At 62.9% G+C, this 21,008-nt stretch carries 15 protein-coding genes; 7 read left to right on the top strand and 8 right to left on the bottom strand.

Annotation, left to right across the window (positions count from 1 at the left end; all coding sequences use genetic code 11):
* Positions 1-184 precede the first annotated feature (184 nt).
* Complete coding sequence (locus J7E36_RS04450) at positions 185-1,366, bottom strand: XylR family transcriptional regulator (RefSeq protein WP_215000274.1); 1,182 nt, start codon at positions 1,364-1,366, stop codon at positions 185-187.
* A gap of 154 nt (positions 1,367-1,520) precedes the next feature.
* Between J7E36_RS04450 and xylA the strand changes: the two genes are divergently transcribed.
* The 5 genes from xylA to J7E36_RS04475 all read left to right on the top strand — a co-directional run bounded on the left by xylA (position 1,521) and on the right by J7E36_RS04475 (position 9,465).
* Positions 1,521-2,837 (top strand): xylose isomerase, encoded by a 1,317-nt coding sequence (gene xylA / locus J7E36_RS04455; protein ID WP_215000276.1) that lies wholly within the window; start codon positions 1,521-1,523, stop codon positions 2,835-2,837.
* Between the two features lie 193 nt (positions 2,838-3,030).
* On the top strand, positions 3,031-4,032 hold the full coding sequence (gene xylF / locus J7E36_RS04460) for a D-xylose ABC transporter substrate-binding protein (RefSeq protein ID WP_215000278.1): 1,002 nt from the start codon (positions 3,031-3,033) through the stop codon (positions 4,030-4,032).
* A 174-nt stretch (positions 4,033-4,206) separates the two neighbouring features.
* On the top strand, positions 4,207-5,763 hold the full coding sequence (xylG, locus tag J7E36_RS04465) for a D-xylose ABC transporter ATP-binding protein (protein WP_215000280.1): 1,557 nt from the start codon (positions 4,207-4,209) through the stop codon (positions 5,761-5,763).
* Positions 5,764-6,900 (top strand): sugar ABC transporter permease, encoded by a 1,137-nt coding sequence (locus tag J7E36_RS04470; RefSeq protein WP_215000281.1) that lies wholly within the window; start codon positions 5,764-5,766, stop codon positions 6,898-6,900.
* 348 nt (positions 6,901-7,248) lie between these two features.
* Positions 7,249-9,465 (top strand): putative bifunctional diguanylate cyclase/phosphodiesterase, encoded by a 2,217-nt coding sequence (locus tag J7E36_RS04475; RefSeq protein WP_231286509.1) that lies wholly within the window; start codon positions 7,249-7,251, stop codon positions 9,463-9,465.
* A 3-nt stretch (positions 9,466-9,468) separates the two neighbouring features.
* Here J7E36_RS04475 and J7E36_RS04480 read toward each other — a convergent pair whose 3' ends face one another.
* The 3 genes from J7E36_RS04480 to J7E36_RS04490 form a co-directional block, all read right to left on the bottom strand.
* Entirely contained in the window at positions 9,469-9,906 is a 438-nt protein-coding gene (locus J7E36_RS04480) for a phosphate ABC transporter substrate-binding protein (protein ID WP_215000283.1), read from the bottom strand.
* A gap of 11 nt (positions 9,907-9,917) precedes the next feature.
* Positions 9,918-11,171: a porin gene (locus J7E36_RS04485; RefSeq protein ID WP_215000284.1), complete on the bottom strand. Its 1,254-nt coding sequence runs from the start codon at positions 11,169-11,171 to the stop codon at positions 9,918-9,920.
* Between the two features lie 194 nt (positions 11,172-11,365).
* Complete coding sequence (locus tag J7E36_RS04490; protein ID WP_215000286.1) at positions 11,366-13,255, bottom strand: sensor histidine kinase; 1,890 nt, start codon at positions 13,253-13,255, stop codon at positions 11,366-11,368.
* Positions 13,256-13,860: 605 nt separating this feature from the next.
* On the opposite strand from J7E36_RS04490, the gene J7E36_RS04495 reads away from it, so the two are divergent.
* Positions 13,861-14,142 (top strand): fructose-bisphosphate aldolase, encoded by a 282-nt coding sequence (locus J7E36_RS04495; protein WP_215000288.1) that lies wholly within the window; start codon positions 13,861-13,863, stop codon positions 14,140-14,142.
* A 1,033-nt stretch (positions 14,143-15,175) separates the two neighbouring features.
* Complete coding sequence (locus tag J7E36_RS04500) at positions 15,176-15,697, top strand: AidA/PixA family protein (RefSeq protein WP_215000289.1); 522 nt, start codon at positions 15,176-15,178, stop codon at positions 15,695-15,697.
* 88 nt (positions 15,698-15,785) lie between these two features.
* Here the strand turns inward: J7E36_RS04500 and J7E36_RS04505 are convergent, their stop codons facing one another.
* Genes J7E36_RS04505 through J7E36_RS04520 form a run of 4 tightly spaced genes read right to left on the bottom strand, consistent with a single transcriptional unit; the run spans position 15,786 to position 20,915 of the window.
* Positions 15,786-16,010, bottom strand: coding sequence for a formate dehydrogenase subunit delta (locus J7E36_RS04505; RefSeq protein ID WP_215000291.1), 225 nt, complete (start codon positions 16,008-16,010; stop codon positions 15,786-15,788).
* Positions 16,007-18,883, bottom strand: a complete 2,877-nt coding sequence (gene fdhF / locus J7E36_RS04510) for a formate dehydrogenase subunit alpha (RefSeq protein ID WP_215000293.1) — start codon at positions 18,881-18,883, stop codon at positions 16,007-16,009. Before fdhF ends, J7E36_RS04505 begins: the two co-directional genes overlap by 4 nt.
* Positions 18,880-20,439 (bottom strand): formate dehydrogenase beta subunit, encoded by a 1,560-nt coding sequence (locus J7E36_RS04515; RefSeq protein ID WP_215000296.1) that lies wholly within the window; start codon positions 20,437-20,439, stop codon positions 18,880-18,882. Before J7E36_RS04515 ends, fdhF begins: the two co-directional genes overlap by 4 nt.
* A complete protein-coding gene (locus tag J7E36_RS04520) occupies positions 20,433-20,915 on the bottom strand; it encodes a formate dehydrogenase subunit gamma (RefSeq protein WP_215000298.1) in 483 nt (160 codons plus the stop codon). Before J7E36_RS04520 ends, J7E36_RS04515 begins: the two co-directional genes overlap by 7 nt.
* Positions 20,916-21,008 lie beyond the last annotated feature (93 nt).

Below are 21,008 nucleotides of genomic sequence, written 5' to 3' on the forward strand. Positions count from 1 at the left end.
TAATCGCAGCGCAAGACACAAGCGGGCTCGCTCGCGAAAGCGGTAGGTCAGTCACCCATGAGCTGAATGTGCTGCCCTCTTCGCGAGCAAGCTCGCCCCCACAGGGGATCTGAGGCGAACCAGAGATTCATGCCTGACGCGGATAACTGTGGGAGCGGGCTTGCTCGCGAAGGCGGCAATACAGTCACACCGTGGCTTGTGCCTGCTGATACTCCCGAGGCGTGCAGCCGAACTCGCGCCGAAATACCGTGTGCAGGTACTGCGCCGACTTGAAGCCGCAATTCTGGGCGATGTCGGCAATCGCTGAATCGGTGTTTTCCAGTCCATTGGTGGCCGCTGCCAGTTTGAAGCGCAGGATCTCGTCGTGAACGCTGCAGCCCCGTGCCTTGCGAAAGTGCGACTCCAGGGATGAGCGCGATACGCCGACATACGCCGCCACCTGGGCGGTCTTGATGCCCTGGCAGGCGTATTGGCGGATGAACAGCAGCGCCTGCATGACGTAGGGATTGCCCAACGGTTGGTGCAGGCTGGAGACCTGCACGTTGATCGCATCCGGCGGGACCAGGATCTGCGTGCCGGTGGACGGCATGCCGTGGAGCATCTGATGGAGCAGGCGCGCGGCGGTGCGGCCCATGGTCTCGGTGCCCTGGATCACCGAACTCAGCGGTACCCGCGTCAGGCTGCGGGTCAGTGGGTCGTTGTCGATGCCGATCAGCGCCACCTGTTCCGGCACGGCGATGCCGGCGGTCAGGCAGGCTTGCAGCAACTGCCGGGCGCGGGCGTCACTGACGGCGATGATGCCGATGGGTTTGGGCAGGCTTTGCAGCCAGGCGATCTGTTGTTCGACGGCACTGTCCCAGAGCGGTGCGCTGGTGCCCATGCCGCGATAGACCTCGACGTGCAGCCCATCGCGCTGCACCAGCCGGCGAAAGGCCTTTTCCCGCTCCTGGGCCCAGCGATTGGCCTGCGCTTCCGGCAGGCTGAAGCAGGCAAACCGCGTCAGCCCGGCCTCGATCAGGTGCTCGTAGGCCAGCTTCATCAGCGCGTCGTTGTCGGTGGCAACGTAGGGAATGCCCTTCGGGTAGGCCCGCGCATCCTGATAGGAGCCACCCACCGCCACCACCGGCAACTTGATCCCGGCCAGTGCCTCGCCAATCAGCGGGTCGTCAAAATCGGCAATGATCCCGTCGCCCTGCCAGCGCTCGATGCCTTTCAAGCGGCAGAGGAAATCCTCTTCCAGGAACAAGTCCCAGGACGCGCGGGTGCTGCTCAGGTAATTGCCGATGCCGCTGATGATGCCGCGGTCATAGATCTTGCTGCCGTTGAACAACAACGCAATGCGGTGAACGGGCGGGACGGTTTTCATTGTTTTTCATCCTGGGCCGATGCGCACAAGACTAGGCGCGCGCGTGCCCAAGCTCAATACAAAATCGAACGACCGGTTGGTGATTTTCATAATCAGCAGCTGCGGGGCCGGGTTTAGTATCGGGACACCGCCAAGAATAAAAAGGAAACCGCTCATGCCGTACTTCCCCGGTGTCGACAAGATTCGCTACGAAGGCTCCAGCAGCCAGTCACCCCTTGCCTTCCGCCACTACGACGCCGACAAGCTCGTCCTCGGCAAACCCATGCGCGAGCACCTGCGCATGGCGGTCTGCTACTGGCACACCTTCGTCTGGCCCGGGTCCGACGTGTTCGGCGCCGGCACGTTCAAGCGCTCGTGGCAGCACGCCGGGGATCCGATGGAACTGGCCATCGGCAAGGCCGAAGCGGCGTTCGAATTCTTCAGCAAGCTGGGCATCGACTACTACTGCTTCCACGACACCGACGTTGCCCCGGAAGGCAGCTCGCTGAAGGAGTATCGCAACCACTTCGCGCAGATGGTCGATCACCTGGAGCGCCACCAGGAACAGACCGGGATCAAGCTGCTGTGGGGCACCGCCAACTGCTTCAGTAACCCGCGCTTTGCCGCCGGCGCCGCCAGCAACCCGGACCCGGAAGTCTTCGCCTGCGCCGCTGCCCAGGTGTTCAGCGCGATGAACGCGACCCAGCGCCTCAAAGGCTCCAATTATGTGCTGTGGGGCGGCCGCGAAGGCTACGAGACCCTGCTCAACACCGATCTCAAGCGCGAGCGCGAACAGCTCGGCCGCTTCATGCAAATGGTGGTCGAGCACAAATACAAGATCGGTTTCACGGGCGACCTGCTGATCGAGCCCAAGCCCCAGGAGCCTACCAAGCACCAATACGATTACGACAGTGCCACGGTGTTCGGCTTCCTGCAACAGTTCGGCCTGGAGAAAGAGATCAAGGTCAACATCGAGGCCAACCACGCGACCCTGGCCGGGCACAGTTTTCATCACGAGATCGCCACCGCGACCTCATTGGGGATCTTCGGCAGCATCGACGCCAACCGCGGCGACCCGCAGAACGGCTGGGACACCGACCAGTTCCCCAACAGCGTCGAGGAAATGACCCTGGCCACCTATGAAATCCTCAAGGCCGGTGGTTTCAAGAATGGCGGCTTCAACTTCGATTCCAAAGTGCGTCGCCAGAGCGTGGACGACATCGACTTGTTCCACGGCCACGTCGCCGCCATGGACGTCCTGGCCCTGTCGCTGGAGCGCGCCGCCGCGATGATCCAGAACGACCAGCTCCAACAGTTCAAGGATCAGCGCTACGCCGGCTGGCAACAGCCGCTCGGCCAGGGCGTGCTGGCCGGTGAGTTCAGCCTCGAATCGTTGGCCGAACATGCCTTCGCCAACGAGTTGAATCCGCAGGCCGTCAGCGGTCGCCAGGAAATGCTCGAAAACGTGGTCAACCGGTTTATCTACCCCTGACCTGTGGCGAGGGAGCTTGCTCCCGCCGGGCTGCGCAGCAGCCCCCCGGGATGCGATGCCGACTCGCCAACGGTCTGTGACATTCGCGCGACAAATCTCTGCCCACGGCGCCACGCAACGCTCTACAGTTTCACCGGCATCACGCTCATCGTCAGGCAGTGTCTTTCAAACAACAATAAAAGGACGCACCACCATGAATACCTTCAAACGCACCCTGCTCGCCGGCGCTCTCGCCTTGCTCTCTCTGCCGGTCATGGCCGACGCAGCCCACCCGAAAATCGGCTTTTCCATTGATGACCTGCGCTTGGAGCGCTGGTCACGGGACCGCGACTACTTCGTCGCGGCGGCGGAAAAACTCGACGCCAAGGTCTTCGTCCAGTCGGCCGATGCCAACGAGCAGAAGCAGATCTCGCAGATCGAAAACCTCATCTCCCGGGGCGTCGACGTGATCGTCATCGTGCCATTCAACGCCACGGTGCTGACCAACGCCGTCGCCGAAGCCAAGAAGGCCGGGATCAAGGTGGTGTCCTACGACCGGCTGATCCTCAACGCCGACATCGACGCGTACATTTCCTTCGATAACGAAAAAGTCGGCGAGATGCAGGCCAGCGGCGTGCTCAAGGCAGCGCCCAAGGGCAACTACTTCCTGCTCGGCGGCGCACCGACGGACAACAACGCCAAGGTGCTGCGCGAAGGCCAGATGAAAGTGCTGCAACCGGCCATCGACAAGGGCGATATCAAGATCGTCGGCCAGCAGTGGGTGAAAGAATGGAACCCTACCGAAGCCCTGAGCATCGTTGAGAATGCCCTGACCCGTAACAGCAACAAGATAGACGGCATCGTCGCCTCCAACGACGCCACCGCCGGCGGCGCGATCCAGGCCCTGGCCGCGCAGAAAATGGCCGGCAAAGTGCCCATTTCGGGCCAGGATGCCGACCTGGCCGCGGTCAAGCGGGTGATCGATGGCACCCAGACCATGACCGTCTACAAGCCGCTGAAACTGATCGCCTCCGAAGCCGCCAAGCTCTCGGTGCAACTGGCGCGCAACGAGAAACCGACCTACAGCTCGCAGTACGACAACGGCGCCAAGAAAGTCGACACCATCCTGCTCACCCCGACGCCGTTGACCAAGGACAACATCGATTTGCTGGAAAAGGATGGCTTCTACACCAAGGCGCAGATTGCCGGGCAGTGACCTGAGCACCACCGGTCAGTCAAACACAGTCCCTGTGGGAGCGAGCCTGCTCGCGATGACGGCAGCACATTCAACATTGCTGCAAGCTGATCCATCGCCATCGCGAGCAGGCTCGCTCCCACAGGGGACTGACCGGCAAGCTTATGTGTAAGTCTTTTTCCACGAGTCCTTGCCATGTCCGATTACCTGTTGCAAATGAACGGCATCGTCAAGTCCTTTGGCGGTGTCAAGGCCCTGAACGGCATTGATATCAAGGTCCGGCCCGGTGAGTGCGTCGGCCTGTGCGGCGAGAATGGCGCGGGCAAGTCCACGCTGATGAAAGTCCTGTCGGCGGTCTATCCGCACGGCACCTGGGACGGTGAGATCCTCTGGGACGGACAACCGCTCAAGGCGCAGTCCATCAGCGACACCGAGGCCGCCGGGATCGTCATCATTCACCAGGAACTGACCCTGGTGCCCGACCTGTCGGTGGCCGAAAACATCTTCATGGGCCACGAACTGACGTTGCCCGGCGGGCGCATGAACTACCCCGCGATGATCCACCGCGCCGAAGCGCTGATGCGTGAACTCAAGGTGCCGGACATGAACGTCTCGCTGCCGGTGTCCCAGTACGGTGGCGGTTACCAGCAACTGGTGGAAATCGCCAAGGCGCTGAACAAACAGGCGCGCCTGCTGATCCTCGACGAGCCCTCCTCGGCCCTGACCCGCTCGGAAATCGAGGTGCTGCTGGACATCATCCGCGACCTCAAGGCCAAGGGCGTCGCCTGCGTCTACATCTCCCACAAGCTCGACGAAGTGGCCGCCGTATGCGACACCATTTCGGTGATCCGCGACGGCAAGCACATCGCGACGACCGCCATGAGCGACATGGACATTCCGAAGATCATCACCCAGATGGTCGGGCGGGAAATGAGCAACCTCTACCCCACCGAACCCCACGCCATCGGCGAGGTGATTTTCGAGGCGCGCCATGTCACCTGCTACGACGTCGACAACCCCAGGCGCAAACGGGTCGACGACATTTCGTTCGTCCTCAAGCGCGGGGAAATCCTCGGCATCGCCGGGCTGGTGGGCGCCGGTCGCACGGAACTGGTCTCGGCGCTGTTCGGCGCCTACCCCGGTCGTCACGAGGGTGAAGTCTGGCTGGACGGCCAGCCGATCGACACGCGCACGCCCCTCAAATCGATCCGCGCCGGCCTGTGCATGGTCCCTGAAGACCGCAAGCGCCAAGGCATCATTCCCGACCTGGGGGTGGGCCAGAACATCACCCTGGCGGTGCTGGACAGTTATTCAAAAATGACCCGCATCGACGCCGAAGCCGAACTGGGCAGCATCGACAAGGAAATCGCGCGCATGCACCTCAAGACGGCGAGCCCGTTCCTGCCGATCACCAGCCTCTCGGGCGGCAACCAGCAGAAGGCCGTCCTGGCGAAGATGCTGCTGACCAAGCCCCGGGTGTTGATTCTCGACGAGCCGACCCGTGGCGTGGACGTCGGCGCCAAATACGAGATCTACAAGCTGATGGGCGCGCTGGCGGCCGAAGGCGTGTCGATCATCATGGTGTCCTCGGAGCTGGCCGAAGTGCTGGGGGTGTCCGACCGGGTCCTGGTGATCGGCGAAGGCCAGTTGCGCGGCGACTTCATCAACCATGAACTGACCCAGGAACAGGTGCTTGCCGCCGCGCTCAGCCATCCCGATGGCCATAACAATAATGATCGGAAGTCCGCGTAGATGAATCAGGTCAAACAGCTCTTTTCCCGCTACAAAATGCTCGCGCTGGTGATCGCCGTGGCGCTGATCTGGCTGTTCTTCAGCTGGCAGACCGAGGGCGGGTTCCTGACCCCGCGCAACCTGTCCAACCTGCTGCGGCAGATGTCCATCACCGGGATCCTTGCCTGCGGCATGGTGCTGGTGATCATCAGTGGCGAGATCGATTTGTCGGTGGGTTCATTGCTCGGGTTGCTGGGTGGCCTGGCGGCGATTCTCGACGTGGTCTATCACATCCCGCTGCTGGCAAACCTGAGCCTGGTCGCCTTGTGCGGCCTGGTGATCGGCCTGGGCAACGGCTACATGACCGCCTACCTGCGCATCCCCTCGTTCATCGTCGGCCTGGGTGGCATGCTCGCGTTTCGCGGCATCCTGCTGGGGGTGACCGGCGGCACCACCATCGCCCCGGTGTCGCCGGAGCTGGTCTACGTCGGCCAGGGTTATTTGCCACACACGGTGGGGACCGGGCTGGGCGTGGTGCTGTTCGCGCTGACCCTGTTCCTGACCTGGAAACAGCGGCGCAATCGCGCCCTCCATGGCCTGGCGGCACACTCGCTGGTGCGCGACGTGCTGCGGGTGGTCTTGATCGGCGCGGTACTGGCCGGGTTCGTCTACACCCTCAACAGCTACGACGGCATCCCGGTACCGGTGCTGCTCCTGCTGGTGCTGCTGGGTGTGTTCAGCTACGTCACCAGCCAGACCGTGTTTGGCCGACGCGTGTATTCGGTGGGCAGCAACATGGAAGCCACGCGCCTGTCGGGCATCAACGTGCAGGCGGTCAAGCTGTGGATCTTCGGCATCATGGGGGTGATGTGCGCCCTTGCCGGCATGGTCAACACCGCGCGCCTGGCGGCGGGCTCCCCTTCGGCTGGCAACATGGGCGAACTCGACGCCATCGCCGCCTGCTTCATCGGTGGCACGTCCATGCGCGGCGGCTCCGGCACCGTCTACGGCGCGCTCCTCGGCGCGCTGGTCATCACCAGCCTGGACAACGGCATGTCGATGCTCGACGTCGACAGCTACTGGCAAATGATCGTCAAGGGCAGCATCCTGGTGCTGGCGGTGTGGGTGGATGTGAGCACGCGCACCGGGCGACGTTGAGTAGAAAGAAGGCGATGGCCTTGCGCGCCAGCGCCTTCGCACTGCCCGGGGCAAAGTCATTTTCTGGTCTATAGTTTCCTGCGAATCAGTTGAAAAAAACCTTTTCGCACGAGCGCTATCGGGAGCACCTGCCATCCCATCCTCATGGGGGACCCCGGCGGATGTTCCCTAACCCGGATGCCGCTACAACGCACGGAGCACATCATGTCGATCCAACGGACGAGTGGACTGAGAGAAGCTCCCGGTATCGCAACCTCCGCAGACAGGCAGCCCAGTGCCACCGGCCGACTCATTCGACATGGCCTTGGCCACCTTCGGGAGGCCTACATCCTGCTCCCGCTGCTGGCGATGCTCCTGCTGGTCGTCCTCTGGTCCGCCACCCTCTATCTCATCAACGTCGAACAGACCCGCGCCCAGCGCAATGCCGCCGCGCTGAGCCTGGAAATCAGTGCCACCTACGAAGCACAGATGCTGCGGGCGCTGCGTGAAATCGACCAGACCCTCAAGCTGGTCAAGTACGCCTACGAGGCTGAAGGCGAGCGCAACCCGCTCCCCGGGCTCAAGGAGCGGGCGTTGTTGCCGCCGGCCCTGCTGTTTGACGTCAGCGTGGTCGACGGCAACGCCAGGCTGGTGGCCAGCACCCGGGTCAACGACAGCCGCCAGAGCGACACTGCGGATGAACTGCGCACGCTACGGCACAACGACACGCTGCTGATCAGCCGTCCCTGGAAGGATTCCCTGAGCGGGGAATGGCGGGTGCGCTTCAGTCGACGCCTCAACGCTGCGGATGGCACGCTCTCGGGGATGGCCCGGGTCGAGGTGGACGCGGCCTATTTCGTCAGCAGCTATGACGCCTCCAAACTCGGCGCCCAGGGGGTACTGGGGATGCTCGGCACCGATGGCGTCTTCCGGGTCCGGCGCACGGGCGAGACCGTGCTTGCCGGCGATGCCGTCGACTACGGGGCGCTGGTGCCGGACACCGAGGACACCCAGGCGCTGCTGCTGACCAACCGCTGGGACGGTGTGCGACGTTACACCAGCGCCCGTCAACTCTATGACTTCCCATTGGCCGTGATTGTCGGGTTATCCGAAGAGGAACAACTGGTCGCCGTGACCCGCCAGGCGCACGCCTACCTGCGGCGAGCGGCCGGCGCCAGCCTGCTGCTGATCTGCCTGGTCGGCCTGCTGAGCCGCATGAGCTGGCAGCTTGCGCAGAGCCGCCTGCAGGCCGCCGAAGCCAAGGTCGCCCATGCCGAGCGCGTCGAGTACCTGGCCTACCACGACGGCCTCACCGCGCTGCCGAATCGAAGCCTGTTCAGCAAGCTGTTGATCCAGAACATCCGCGAAGCCAGCCGCTACAAACGGCAGATGGCCGTGCTGTTCCTCGACCTCGACCGGTTCAAACTGATCAACGACACCCTCGGCCATGACGCCGGTGACCAGTTGTTGCAAGAAGTCGCCAACCGCCTCAAGACGTGCCTGCGCGAAAGCGACCTGGTTGCCCGGTTGGGCGGCGACGAATTCGTGATCCTGCTGCCGCAGCTGTCGGATGAAAAGTTCGTGGCAACCACCGCCCAGAAAATCCTCGGCGCGATTGCCAGGCCCTTCAACCTTCAAGGGCAAGAGTTTCGCGTCACCGCCAGCATCGGCATCAGCCTCTATCCGCGCGACGGCCTCGACGAACAGACGCTGAAGAAAAACGCCGACATCGCGATGTACCAGGCCAAGCAGCAAGGTAAGAACACCTTCCAGTTCTACTCCGAAAGGCTGAATGCGGAGTCACTGGAACGGCAAACGCTGGAAATCGGTTTGCGTCATGCCCTGGAGCGTGACGAATTTCGCCTTCACTACCAGGCCAAGCGCGATATCCGCAGCGGCCAGATCACCGGCATGGAAGCCCTGCTACGCTGGGAACACCCGGACCTGGGCCTGGTGGCGCCCATGCAATTCATTCCGGTGGCCGAAGAGACCGGCCTGATCGTACCGATTGGCAAGTGGGTACTCAGGACGGCCTGCCTGCAAAACGTGGCGTGGCAACAGCTAGGGCTGCCGCACTTGTGCATGGCGGTGAACCTGACGGCGCGGCAGTTTGTCGACGAGCATCTGTTGACGGATCTCGCCATGATATTGGCCGAGACCGGTATGAATGCGAGCCTGCTGGAGCTGGAGATCGCCGAAAGCCTGCTGATGCAGGATGTCAGGAACGCGCTACAGGTGCTCACCGGGCTGAAGAAATTGAACATCCGGATCGCCATCGACGACTTCGGGATTGGCTACTCCTCGCTCTCGGCCCTTCAACAGTTCCCACTCGACTCCATCAAGATCGATCGCTCGTTCATCCGCGACGTCAGCAGCGTGTCGGAAGATCGGGCCCTGACCGAGGCCATCATCAGCATGGGCAGGAGCCTGAGCCTGACGGTGGTCGCCCAGGGCGTGGAAACCAAGGAACAGGCGGATTTCCTGCGGGACAATGCCTGCGACGAATTCCAGGGGTTCTACTTCAACAAGCCGGTGCCCGCCGATCAGTTCGAGGTACTGCTGCAAGCGCAGAAGACGGATACCTGAAACTCACTGCGGCGCCGACGGCAGCACCCGAACGCTGTCGTCTACTTCACGGGCATCGATGTAGCCGATGCCGTCGGGGTGACCGGCAAGATGCTTTTTCACTTCCTCGCTGTTTGACAAGGCCTCCGGCGGTTGGCCCCGGCCGGTAAAGATAATTTTTGACCAGTGCGCCTTGAGTTGCGCGGCGGATTTGCCGGTGAACCGGGTGTAGAACTCATCGCGGATCGCCGAGCCTTCGGGCAAATCAACGGGGACCGCCTGCCCACCCTCGGGAAAACGATTGGTCTTGCCCAGGAAGATATTGGCCACCTGATTGTCCGCCAGCGCCTTCACCGGGCTGGCGTTGGAGACAACCACCACCACGTCGGCCATGACCAGCGCACTGCCTGCGGACAGGACGATGCCCGCCACCGCGCACCGGGTGTGCCTTAGAAGCCGCATGATCGGGGCCATCAGAAAACAAAATCCACGGCGAGGCTGATCAGGCTGAACGAGCCGCCCGGCTCGAAGTCCGCTTGGAAATTAGTCAATGGCCCCGTTGTATTGTTGCCCAGACGCGTATGGTCGTACTGCAGCTTGGCGTCCATGTTTGGAGCGAAGTCCCAGCGCACGCCAAGGGACCAGGTCTGTTGGCGGCTGCCTGAACCCAGAATGCCGTTGAGGGCACCGTTGAGTTCCCCCGCCGGCCCTGCCAGCTCGGGTGGCAGGCTGGAGGCATCGAGCCCGTCGGTGGACGTTTCGCTCAGGGTCTTCGACCGCGCATAAGTGACATAGGGCGTGAACGCGTTGATCCGGTAGCCACCGCTGACGTACCAGGCGCTCATCTCGCCAAACACCGCATGGCTTCTGAGATGCCCCCATTCACCCATGATGAACCAGTCGCCTGGGTCATAGATGGCACCCAGGCCGATGAAATCGTAACGCTTGTCCTTGGGGTCGTAGCGGTCGGCAATGTCGTTGCCTTGCTCGCCGAACTGGCGGAAATCATCAAACAGCGGGTTGAACGGTTCGTAGGTCAGGTGCGTCTGCTGGAAGGTAACGCGGGTGGTCAAGGCGCCGTATTCGGTCAGGTTGGAAATACCCCATGAATCCCGGGCGCGGGTCTCGCCGGTGTCATTGGGCATTTTCACGGTGCTCTGCCCCACGTTGCCTTGCACAGTGTTGGTGACATCCCCCCAATGCAGCCGGTAGCTGAGATCCATGCCGTCGGCGCTGGTCACGGGGATCATGCTGTAGACCTCCCCCGGCGGACGCACCCAGGGCAACGTGTAGCCCACTTTGCGGCTGTCGGAAAACAGGAAGGCCGGCTGCACCGTGCGACCGATGCGCAGGCTGAAATCCGGCGTGACCTGGTATTTGAAGTTCGCCCATTCGAGGGAGGGCCGGTAACTGTTGTCGTAACGTTGCTCGGAAATGACCTGCACCACGGCAGACAGCTGCGGGTTGAAGCGCGCCGTTACCTGGGCGCCGACCAGGCTGTCGACATTCGCACTCCAGTCATGGGTGTGCCCAGCCCCATTGGGCTTGTAGATGCTGGACGTGAAGTCGGCGTTTTTCTCGCTGGAGTGAACCATCCCTACTGTGCCGAAACTGCTCACCGAAAACGTTGGTCCATGTGTTTCGCCGGCGCCGGTCTCGGCCGCGTCCGTGTTGCAGGCGTACAGCGCCATTATGGCCAGCGCCAGGGGGTTGAGTCTGGGCGTCATGGATCAGTGCAGCCTTGCCAGCAGGATGACTTCATCCAGGCATGCCGGCGCCCTGGGTGGTTTTTCGAGACTGGCTGAAGGGTTGCCTGGAAAGACTGCCACCATGCGTTCTAATCCTTGTAACGTAGGCTCAGTGAACATTCGGCGCTGCCACGAACGAAATTGTAGACGACAAAACGTCACCCCCTGCTGATTCATGCGCGCACTGCCAGGGGCGAGGGCTTGCTGGGTAATTCCAACGTGAACGTGGCGCCTTGTCCCGGCCCGGCGCTATGGACCGTCAAGGCGCCGCCCATTTCCATGGCGGCCAGCACGCAGCTGTGCAAGCCAAAGCCATGGCCCTCCTTGCGCGTGGTGAAGCCATGGGCAAAGATGCGCGCCAGGTTGTCCTCGGCGATCCCCTCGCCATTATCGATCACCCGGATGACCAGGGTCTGGTCAGTCGTCAACTCGCCCTGCAGGGTGATCAACGGGGCGCGATCCGTCATGTCGACCATCGCGTTACCGGCATTCTTTATCAGGTTGACCAGAATCATCAGTACCCGATGCTTGTCCAGCTCCACCGGTGGCAGCGCAGCAAACTCCTGCACCACCGTGACCCGCCGGGTCGTGAGGACGCCGGCATTCATGCGCAGCGCATCCTCTATCAAGTGCGGCACCTGCACGGTTTCGCGGAGACTGGACGCGCCTGAATACGATTGCTGGGCGGCCACGACTTCCTTGATGTGATCGATGCTTTTGGTCAGTTGCTCCAGTTCCTCGGCCATGCTCTTCTGTTCGACCGCCAGCGCCTCCACCACCTGGTTCAGATAGCCAGGCAACAGCTTGCCCTTCTCGTCTTCCGAGATGAAGTGGCCCAGGTCCTCGGTGTGCTGGTTCATCAACTGCATCGCCTTGCCCAGCCCCAGGGCTTTGCTGGTGCGCAGTTTTTGCGTCAGCACTTCGGCAGAGACGTTCACGCTATTGAGCACATTGCCCACGTTGTGCAGGACGTTGGTGGCAATCTCGGCCATGCCGGCCTGGCGGGCAACGGCCACCAGTTGGGTCTGGGCTTCAGCGGCGCGCTGGCGGCTCTGTGCCAGCTGCCAGCTCATCCGGCTCAACACCACCACCAGAAACATCAGCACCAGGCTGCCAGCGGCGGCCCGCCACAGGTAGGTATGGGCCTGTTGGGTGACGGTCGCCAGTTGCTCTTCTTCGGATAACCCGACGATCACCGCCAGTGGCAGGTCGTAGAGCTGGCGGGCACTGGTGTAGCGGCGCACGCCGTCCCAGTGGTTGGTCAGCAACAGCGCCTCGGTGTCCTCGGTGTCCGGCACCAATGCCGAATAATCCACGGTGTCCCCGGCCTGCACGGCCTCCCCGGTGCGCCGTACCCGGAACACGCCATCGGTGCCCAGCAAGCCGAACACCCCCTGCTCGCCGAGCTTAGAGGCGTCGTAGCTGCTGACGAAGTAGTTCGCGTCGACCTCGACCCGGGCGATCCCCGAAAACGCACCGTCCACCGCATTCAGGCGACGGCTGAAGCGTAGCCGCCACTCACCGTTCAACGGATTCTTCCAGGGACGGCTGATCAGGAGCGTGTCGTTGTGCCGCAGAGTGCTCAGGTCGTCCGCTTCGTTGATCGCCTGCGTTTCGTTGGCCCGGGTGCTGGCCACCAGTCTGGCGTCGGCGTCGACCACGCTCACGTCGAACAGCAGCGACGGCGGCAACAGCGCCCGCTCCTTCAGCCTGGGCAGTGGGTTGCGCTGGCTCTCGGCCTCATAGGTGTATTTGACGAGCTTGAGGGTCTGGTCGATCTCGTGCACCGCGCGCAACATCTGCGCTTCGTAGGTGGCGCTGATCTCCAGGCTGACCGCCGCTGCGTTATGCCGCGCCCGCGCCAATTCACTGTTGATGAGGTACAGCGTCGTCAACCAGATGGCCAGCAACAGGAAAGCCGCCAGCAGCGGGAACAGAACGTAAGCCTCCCGGACATGACCGAGCCCACGCCGAAAGGTGTGATGCATGGCCTGGGAGGCGCTGCCCGCGGTCCCGGCGATATCGGAGGCCAACCTCAGCCCATCTGGCCGTTGAAACGACATGATATTGCTCCCTGCGTAATACCTGCACATTCCATGCGGCGTTCGGGCGAAACGGATACTCGATTGACTCGGGAAACTATAGATCACAAAACAGGTGGGTGAGTCCGCTGATTCATCCAGGCAGCGGCGAACCACGATCTTCCGAAAATCTCGTAGGAATTTGCCTCCCATGGCGAGGGAGCTTACGCACGCTAAGGGGCGAAGCCGCCCCAAACAAACCATCCGGTTTCGCCAGGCACGCGGCAAGCAGCGGTTTTACGGCGGCTGCGCCACCGAGCGGGAGCAAGCTCCCTCGCCACGGGGTTCGTGGGCGTCCTACAAGCGTGCTCGGGCTGCGGTTGTGGGGGTGGAAATCGGCTTCTATAGTTGGGTTCGTCGCTGGCCTGGGTCAGTGGCTGGGTTTCGCAGCCCACATGAAAAGTCCGAGTACCGTCGAATGAATTCAGGCAAACTTGCCGGCGTTCATTTTATGGCGGTTGCGCGCGGGAGGCCTTCGGGCCTGCCGGGTTGGGCTCTTCCTCGGTCTGCGAACCCTCGCGTAACTGCCACCCATTTGTTTCGCAGCAGAAAGGTGGCTGGTCATTTTCTTGATGGAGCCCGACCTTATGACAACGAATGAATCATCCGACCGCTTCACCCCACTTACCCAAACCGCCACCACCCACCCCGTCCTGCTGATCGACACCCGAGCCCCGATGCCCGAGCTGCACGCCTGTGTCAGCGAACGCCTGCACGCCACGCTCGACTACCTGACCCTGATGGCCTGCACCAGCCTGCGGGATTCGTCGACGAGCGACATCAACACCGTCACCAACGTTGCACGAATCCTGGTCCAGGACGTGGCGGACGTATTCGGCGTGATCGAACAACGCGAACTCGAACGCTGAGCCCCTGTGAGAGGGGGTGTGAGTCCCCTCGCCGCAGGGCTGCGGTGCTCATGAGCTCAGTGCAGGCCGCTGGATCTGTGGGAGCTGAGCTTGCTCGCGATGGCGGCAGTACATTCAACAACCATGCATGCAGGACTATCGCCATCGCGAGCAGGCTCGCTCCCACAGTGGTTTTGCGGTGTACATGACCTTTGTGGACGCCCCCGGACCTGTGGGAACCAGGCTTGCCCGCGAAGGCGGCGGTGCATTCAACAATGATGCAAGCAGACCCACCGCTTTCGCGAGCAAGCCCCACACAGTGGCTTTGCGTTGTGCATGACCTTTGTGGACGCCGCGGACCTGTGGGAACCGGGCTTGCCCGCGAAGGCGGCGGTACAGTCGCCAGGGATGCAAGCGGACCTGACGCCATCGCGAGCAGGCTCGCTCCCACAGTGGTTCGGCGGTGTGCATGACCTTTTTGGACGCCGCCGGACCTGTGGGAGCCGGGCTTGCCCGCGAAGGCTTCGGCACAGTCGCCAGGGATGCAAGCTGACCTGACGCCATCGCGAGCAGGCTCGCTCCCATAGAAGGTCTGAGGCGAGCCGGGTATTCAAGCCCGACACGATCACTGTGGGAGCGAGCCCGCTCGCGATGACGGCAGTACATTCAACAACGATGCAAGCAGATCCACCGCTATTGGCGAGCAAGCTTTGCTCCCGTAGAAAATTGCTGCGGGCACGATATTCAAGGCTGACTCAAATCCCTTGTCGGAGTCAGCCTGCTGAAAGACATTGCCGATACCCTCTGTCCGCTTTTTCCTACTGCTGTCGCCAGATAAACGCCTGAGGCCCCTTAGGAGATTGCCAAGAAAGCAATGAGATCAAAACAGTAGCCCGCGCTGGCTGCCGCTGCGCTTCGCCAGCGTCAACGAAACGAAATTTGACTCCATAAAGCCATCACCTATCGTTCCTCCCGAGATCGCACCCAGGGACCGGGTGGCCCGGACGCCCTTCGAGGGCGCGGTCTTCAATGCTGTTCATCAAGGAGCGATAACATGTCTGGAACTACCCAAACCATTGATGTGCTGGTCAATGTCGATGCCGATTACCTGCTCGCGCACCCCAACGACGTGGGCGGTGCGATTTCCATGCTGGTGACCCGCGATGCTGTCGACAGCCATGCCAGCGGCAACACCGGAGAAGGTGGCAACGAATTGTGGTTCGACGTAAAGCCCGGTGACAACATCCGCTGGCGTGCCACTACCCTGTCGCGCAACTTCGACCGTATCGCGTTGATCAAGGACGTCGAGAGTGGCGATCCCCACCAGGGCGGTGACTACAAAGGCACCATGTCGACACCGCAATCCTTCAACATCCCCGGTGTGGTGCCATACCTGAACAAAGGCGCCGCCGGCGGCATTTCCAAAACCGATGTGATCTACACCATGTGGCAGTCCACGGCGCTGAACCCGGGGAAACTCTGGTACACCATCACCTTCGTGCTACTGGACCGTGACCTGAACCAGATTGGCCCAAACTACACGTGGGACCCCTACATCACCGTCAATAACCAGTAACTGAAAAGCACACAGCCCCGGCCGGTTCCCTTCGTCATTGAAGGCTCCGGCCGGGGCTGTGTGCTGTCTCTGCCGCGCTTCACCTATCTTAAAGCGCCTTTTCACTCGCCTCCGTCAACGCCGCCAGTAACAGCGGATGCAACACAGCCTCCGGATGTTTCTCCTGCCAGGCTGACAACTCCCGGCGCATGCCCGGGGTCCAGAAGCTCTTGATGTGCTGGCGCACGCCGTTCACCGCCAGGGTGTTGTCCGGCTCACTGGAGAAGTACTGCGCGATCTGGTTGGCCATCTTGATCAGGCTTTCGGAACTCATCGGCGCACCTCGGCTTTTTCGGCATGACGGCGTTCCCTCAGCAGGCGGCCTTGTTCATCGCTGAACGCCTGGTAGCGTTTCTGCCATTCCGAAGGCTGGCTGACCCGCACGATCTCCACGGCCGTGACCTTGTATTCCGGGCAGTTGGTGGCCCAGTCGGAGTTGTCGGTGGTGATCACGTTGGCGCCCGATTCAGGGAAGTGGAACGTGGTGTAGACCACGCCCGGCGCCACACGCTCGGTGACCTTCGCCCGCAGCACGGTCTGTCCGGCACGGCTGCCGATGCCGACCCAATCGCCGTCGACGATGCCGCGGTTTTCCGCGTCGGCCGGATGGATTTCGAGGCGGTCCTCCTCGTGCCACGCCACGTTCTCGGTGCGCCGGGTCTGGGCGCCGACGTTGTACTGGCTGAGGATGCGCCCGGTGGTCAGCAGCAACGGATAGCGGCTGTTGACCTTCTCCTCGGTGGGCACGTAACCGGTGAGCATGAAACGGCCCTTGCCGCGCACGAACTGCTCGATGTGCATGGTCGGCGTACCGTCCGGCGCAGCATCGTTGCATGGCCATTGCAGGCTGCCATGGCGTTCCAGCTCGGCGTAGCTGACGCGGGTGAACGTCGGCGTCAGGCGCGCGATTTCATCCATGATCTGCGACGGATGGCTGTAGTTCATCTTGTAGCCCAAGGCGTCGGCCAGGGCGATGGTGGCTTCCCAATCGGCCTTGCCAGCCAGGGGTTCCATGACTTTGCGCACCCGGGAAATGCGTCGCTCGGCGTTGGTGAAGGTGCCGTCCTTCTCAAGGAACGAGCAGCCCGGCAGGAACACGTGGGCGAACTTGGCCGTCTCGTTGAGGAAGATGTCCTGGACGATCACGCATTCCAGGGCGCTGAGGGCCGCAGTCACGTGCTGGGTGTTGGGATCGCTCTGGGCGATGTCTTCGCCCTGGCAGTAAAGCGCCTTGAACGTGCCGTCCAGCGCCGCCTCGAACATATTCGGGATGCGCAGGCCCGGATCGGGTTGCAGGGTCACGTTCCAGGCCTGCTCGAATTCGGCACGCACCGTGTCGTTGGAAATGTGTCGATAGCCCGGCAGCTCATGGGGAAACGACCCCATGTCGCAGGAGCCCTGGACGTTGTTCTGCCCACGCAGCGGGTTCACCCCGACACCCTCGCGGCCGATGTTGCCGGTGACCATGGCCAGGTTGGCGATGCCCATCACCGAGGTGCTGCCCTGGCTGTGCTCGGTGACGCCGAGGCCATAGTAGATGGCGGCGTTGCCACCGGTGGCGTAGAGCCGTGCGGCGGCGCGGATCTGATCGGCAGGCACGCCGCAGACCGCATCGAGTACTTCGGGGGCGTTATCCGGCAGGCTGACGAAATCGCGCCAGCGAGCAAAGTCCGCCGCCTCGCAGCGTTCATCGACAAAGCGCTGGTCCACCAGCCCTTCGGTGACAATCACATGGGCCAGTGCGTTGAGCATGGCCACGTTGGTCCCCGGGCGCAGCTGCAAATGCAGTTCGGCACGGGCGTGGGGCGAATCCACCAGGTCGATGCGACGTGGGTCGATGACGATCAGCCGAGCGCCCTGGCGCAGGCGACGCTTGAGCTGGGAGCCGAAGACCGGGTGCGCGTCAGTGGGGTTGGCGCCCATCACCAGGATCACGTCAGCCTTCATCACCGAGTCGAAATTCTGCGTGCCGGCCGACTCGCCCAGGGTTTGCTTGAGGCCATAGCCGGTGGGCGAATGGCAGACCCGCGCACAGGTGTCGACGTTGTTATTGCCGAACGCGGTGCGCACCAGTTTCTGCACCAGGTAGGTTTCTTCGTTGGTGCAGCGGCTGGAGGTAATGCCGCCGATGGAATCGCGCCCGTACTTGAGCTGGATGCGGCGCAATTCGCTGGCCGCGTAGGTCACCGCCTCGTCCCAACTGACTTCCTGCCACGGGTCGCTGATGTGCTTGCGGATCATCGGCTTGGTGATGCGGTCCGGGTGCGTCGCGTAGCCCCAGGCAAAGCGGCCCTTGACGCAGGAGTGGCCGTGGTTGGCCTGGCCGTTCTTGTCCGGGACCATGCGCACCAGCTGCTCGCCTTTCATCTCGGCGCGGAACGAACAGCCCACGCCACAATAGGCGCAAGTGGTGATGACGCTGCGCTCCGGCTGGCCGATCTCGACCACGCTCTTGTCGATCAGGGTCGCCGTCGGGCAGGCCTGGACACAGGCGCCGCAGGACACGCATTCGGAGTCGAGGAAGTTCTCGCCGCCAGCCGCTTCGACCCGTGAATCGAAGCCGCGCCCGGTGATGGTCAGGGCGAAGGTGCCCTGGATTTCCTCGCAGGCCCGCACGCAACGGCTGCACACGATGCACTTGCTCGGGTCGTAGTCGAAATAGGGGTTGGAAACGTCTTTGGTCTCGGCCAGGTGGTTGGCGCCTTCGTAGCCGTAGCGCACCTCGCGCAGGCCGACCTGCCCCGCCACCGTCTGCAATTCGCAGTTGCCGTTGGCCGGGCACGTCAGGCAGTCCAGCGGGTGGTCGGAGATGTACAGCTCCATGACGTTGCGGCGCAGTTTGGCCAGTTTGGAGGTCTGGGTGCTGACCACCATGCCCTGGGTCACCGGTGTGGTGCAGGACGCCGGATAACCGCGCATGCCCTCGATCTCCACCAGGCACATGCGGCAGGAGCCGAACGCTTCCAGGCTGTCGGTGGCGCAGAGTTTCGGAATGGTGGTGCCGAGCAAGGCCGCCGCGCGCATGACCGACGTGCCGGAGGCCACGGTGATTTCGCGACCGTCGATGGTCAGGCTGACCTGCACTTCGCTTTCGCGCGCCGGAGTGCCAAGGTCGATATCGGTGCTGGGGTCGAAGATGTTGATCATTGGTCGGCCTCCGTGGTCGCCAGGCCGAAGTCGGCGGGAAAGTACTTGAGGGCGCTAGCGACAGGGTAGGACGTCATCCCACCGAGGGCACAGAGCGAGCCGTATTGCAGGGTGTCGCAGAGGTCTTGCAGCAACAGCACCTGTTCCTGGCGAGCCGCCGCATCGGTGCTGGCGATCAGGCGATCGACCACTTCCACCCCACGGGTGGAACCGATCCGGCACGGCGTGCACTTGCCGCAGGATTCTTCGGCGCAGAACTGCAAGGCGAACCGGGCCATCTGGGCCATGTCGAGGCTGTCGTCAGCCACCACCACGCCGCCGTGGCCGAGCATCGCGCCCATCGCGGCGAACGCTTCGTAGTCCAGCGGCGTATCGAACTGCGAAGGGGGCACCCAGGCGCCCAGCGGGCCACCCACTTGCGCGGCCTTCAGTGGCCGGCCGCTGGCGGTCCCGCCGCCGTAGCCTTCCACCAGCTCCCGCAGGCTCAGGCCGAAAGCACGCTCCACTAATCCGCCCTGGCGAACATTTCCCGCCAGTTGGAAGGGCATCGTGCCCAGCGAGCGGCCCATGCCGAAGTCGCGGTAGAACTGCGCGCCCTTCTCCAGAATCACCGGTATCGAGGCCAGGGTCACCACGTTGTGCACCAGGGTCGGCAAGCCAAACAGGCCTTGCAGCGCCGGCAGCGGCGGTTTCGCCCGCACCTCGCCGCGTTTGCCTTCGAGCGATTGCAGCAGCGAGGTTTCCTCGCCACAGATATAGGCGCCCGCTCCGACCCGGACTTCCAGCTCGAAGGCCCGGCCGCTGCCGCCCACATCCGCGCCCAGGTAACCGGCTGCGCGCGCGATGCGCAAGGCGTCGTTCAGGGTGCTGACGGCATCCGGGTATTCCGAGCGCACATAGATGTAGCCCATCGTCGCGCCGACAGAGATACCGGCAATGATCATGCCCTCGATCAGCAGGAACGGATCGCCCTCCATCAGCATGCGGTCGGCAAACGTCCCGGAGTCGCCTTCGTCGGCGTTGCACACCACGTATTTCTGCGGCCCCACGGCATCGCGCACGGTGCGCCACTTGATGCCGGCCGGGAACGCCGCACCGCCCCGACCACGCAGCCCGGAGTCGAGGACACTGGTGACCACGTCCAGGCCATCCATCTGGACAGCCCGGGTCAACCCTAGGAAACCGCCCTTGGCGCGGTAATCGTCCAGGGACAGTGGCTGGGTAATGCCGGCGCGCGCGAACAGCAGGCGCTGCTGACTCTTGAGATAGGGGATTTCTTCCACCGGTCCCAAGGCCAGCGGATGGCTGCCGGGATCGCTTGCCAGCGCATCCAGCAGACTGGGTACGTCTTGCGGCGTGACCGGGCCAAAGCCCAGCCGGACGCCGGCGCTTTCGAGTTCTACCAGCGGCTCCAGCCAATAGAGCCCACGGGAACTGGTGCGGCTTAGTTGCAGCGGCAGTTGTCGGCGCTCGGCCTCTGCCGCCAGCGCCGCGGCCACCTTGTCCGCGCCCACGGCACGGGCCACTGAATCACGTGGAATGCAGAGCGTCAGCATGCGCCATCCTCCAGGCAACCCGTGACCAGTTGACGCAGGCGCTCCGGGGTCAACCGTGCGTGCAGTTCACCGTCCAGCTCCAAGGCCGGCGAACAGACGCAAGCGCCCAGGCAATACACCGGCCGCAGGCTGATGCTGCCATCGGCGCCGGTGCCGTGGTCGTCCAGGTTCAGGTGTTCACGCAACTGCGCGGCCAGGCCTTCGGCACCCATGCTCTGGCAGGATTCGGCCCGGCACAGGCGCAAGGTATGGCGGGCCGGCGGCGTGGTCCGAAAATCGTGGTAGAAGCTGATCACCCCACGCACTTCAGCCTGGCTGAGGTTGAGGGCATGGGAAATCTCGGGGACGGCGATGTCGGGCACATACCCGCAACCTTCCTGGATGGCATGGAGGATCGGCAGCAAGGCACCGGGGGTGTCCTTTTCGCGCTCCAGCACGCTGTGGATCAATGGCAGGTGAAGCGTCTCATCAGGCATAAACGTACCTCGGCATCTCGAACGCCACCGCCGCCTTGCGGCAGCCGTCCGGAGTCTTGGCTGCGGCGTCCGGCCCACGTCACGGTCGCGTGG

It is taken from the genome of Pseudomonas fluorescens (assembly GCF_018614775.1).
In the GTDB taxonomy this organism is placed as follows: Bacteria; Pseudomonadota; Gammaproteobacteria; order Pseudomonadales; family Pseudomonadaceae; genus Aquipseudomonas; species Aquipseudomonas fluorescens_BY.